Origin of the sequence: uncultured Clostridium sp., from assembly GCF_934754915.1 — a bacterium.
GTDB lineage: Bacteria > Bacillota > Clostridia > Clostridiales > Clostridiaceae > Clostridium.
Genome location: NZ_CAKVKB010000289.1, coordinates 1 through 2,348, shown reverse-complemented (window position 1 = coordinate 2,348; position 2,348 = coordinate 1). Strand labels below are relative to the sequence as shown.

The window sequence follows — 2,348 nt, the reverse complement described above, 5'->3', positions numbered from 1 at the left end:
TTCTCTAGTTTTCTTTTTAATATAATGTAATTAGCAATTATATGTTATGAAAGGAAAGTGCTGATAAAATCTATTAAACAGCACATTAAACAGTATATAAGATATTTATAAAGAGGTGATGATATGGGGAAAATTAATATATATAATTCAGATGGGCGAGTACTTACTTCAAAGATTATAAATCAGATAAATAAGGCTGTATCCACAAGAAATGGTGAAAATATAACTTTTATAATCCAAAATAGTATACTTGTTAAAATTGAAGAATAAAGAATAATAAATATTAATGACATTGGAAAATTATAATAGTAAAATTTAATATATATATTACATTAAGAAATAAGGAGAATATATATGAAAAGGACATATATAAAAGATTCAAGGATATCTGAATTAGAGAATAAAATTAAAAAGGGAGAAAAAAATGCATTACAAAACTTCTGGAATATAATAGAAGCAAAAGGAGCCCCTCTAATAGAAGATATTAATGGGGACTTTGAAAATAAACTTGTTACTATAATTTATAAAGAAGTTAAAAAACTTAGTAATGTAGTTTTGATACCTCCAGTTGGAATGAGAAAACTTGAAAATTGTGTTCTTGAAAAACTTGAGAACACTGATTTATGGTATATTTCATATATTGTGCGAAAAGATGTGAGCTTTACATATCAATTTTCTATAAATGATCCTATGGACAATGATTGGAACAGAAGATGGAGGAATGTAGAAGGTGATAGGTTTAATCCTAATAAATTAAAATATATAGATAAATTAAATGGAAATGAAATGCTTGTTCCTTATGTAACACTTGAAAATGCAAAAGAAAGAATCTATATAAAAAGAAATAAGGCATATAATAATGGAAAGCTTCATGAACATGAAATATATAGTGATATTCTAAAAGAAAAGAGAAAATTCAGTGTATATACACCATATAATTATGATAACTCTTTAAAAGAGAAAGAAAAGCTTTATGGAGTCCTTGTTCTTAATGATGGATTTGAATATATAAACCTTTTGAATGGATTAAATGTTCTTGATAATCTTATTGAAATGAAAAAAATCTCTCCAATTATAGCTGTTTTTATTGAATCAACAAAAAATAGAACTGAAAACCTTCAGTGTAGTGATAAATTTACAGACTTTATAGGAAAAGAGATTATGGAATATTTAAAAAAGCATTACAATGTAAGTGAAGATCCTAGAAAAAATGTTATTGGAGGATATAGTCTTGGAGGACTTGAAGCATCATATGTAGGATTAAGATACTCAAATATATTTGGAAATGTACTCTCACAGTCAGGTTCATATTGGTATAAAACGAAAGAGTATGACAAGCCACATGTATTATGGATAAATGATCAATTCTCTAAAAAGAAAAAACTCCCATTAAAATTTTATATAAATGTTGGAGTAATTGAACCAAAGATTTCAATGAAAAATACAAATATATCTTTTAGTGATTATCTTAAAAATAAAGGTTATGAAGTGCATTTTGAGGAATTTGGAAGTGGACATGATCACATTTATTGGGGAGAAACATTAGCTGATGGACTTATATATCTTATTGGGAATGAGAAAGAGTAATTAAAATTCAATTTATGGTGTTTTTTAGACTATCTTTAAATATTTAGAAGTAAAAAACTAAAGTATTTTGAGTACATAAAGATATTATATTTATAATATCAGAATATGATATATGTTTAATAAAAATATACCATTAATACAACTAACTCAATACTTAACGCTTAAAAATAAAAAACATTTAAATATGTTTATAATATTAACTTGAATAAATGCTATGATAATGTTAACATAATAAATATAAATAAAGTTAAAAAAGGATGTGACTAAATGGAAAACAAACAATTCCCAAAGGACTTTTTATGGGGAAGTGCTACAGCCGCTTATCAAATAGAAGGTGCTTATCTTGAAGGTGGAAAAGGATTATCTGTATGGGATGAATTTGTAAGAATCCCAGGAAAGACATTTAAAGGAACTAATGGTGATGTAGCTGTTGACCATTATCATAGATACTTAGAAGATATTAAATTAATGCATGAGATGGGATTAAAAGCATATCGTTTTTCAATATCATGGCCAAGAATTTATCCAGAAGGAAATGGACAAGTTAATGAAGAAGGATTAAAATTCTATGAAAATATAATTGATGAATGTATAAAATATGGAATTGAGCCAATGGTAACTATATACCACTGGGATCTTCCAAAAGCATTACAAGACAAATACAATGGATGGGAAAGCAGAAATATAATTGATGACTTCGTTAATTATGCTACAACTTTATTCAAGAGATTTGGAGATAAAGTAAAGTATTGGATAACTTT

General features: G+C 26.1%; 3 protein-coding genes. All 3 read left to right on the top strand.

Features of this window, described 5'->3' with window-relative positions:
* Positions 1-123 precede the first annotated feature (123 nt).
* Positions 124-270 carry a hypothetical protein gene (locus Q0F58_RS18950; RefSeq protein WP_294379550.1) on the top strand — a complete coding sequence of 49 codons (147 nt, stop codon included), beginning with the start codon at positions 124-126 and terminating at the stop codon, positions 268-270.
* An 84-nt stretch (positions 271-354) separates the two neighbouring features.
* Complete coding sequence (locus Q0F58_RS18945; protein WP_294379548.1) at positions 355-1,587, top strand: alpha/beta hydrolase-fold protein; 1,233 nt, start codon at positions 355-357, stop codon at positions 1,585-1,587.
* 267 nt (positions 1,588-1,854) lie between these two features.
* The coding region (locus Q0F58_RS18940) for a glycoside hydrolase family 1 protein (RefSeq protein WP_294379546.1) at positions 1,855-2,348 on the top strand (494 nt) is incomplete at its 3' end.

What these genes read in the sequence shown, in the direction of transcription:
- Q0F58_RS18945 (WP_294379548.1), top strand. Translation starts at nt 355, where the DNA reads ATGAAAAGGACATATATAAAAGATTCAAGGATATCTGAATTAGAGAAT.
- Q0F58_RS18950 (WP_294379550.1), top strand. Translation starts at nt 124, where the DNA reads ATGGGGAAAATTAATATATATAATTCAGATGGGCGAGTACTTACTTCA.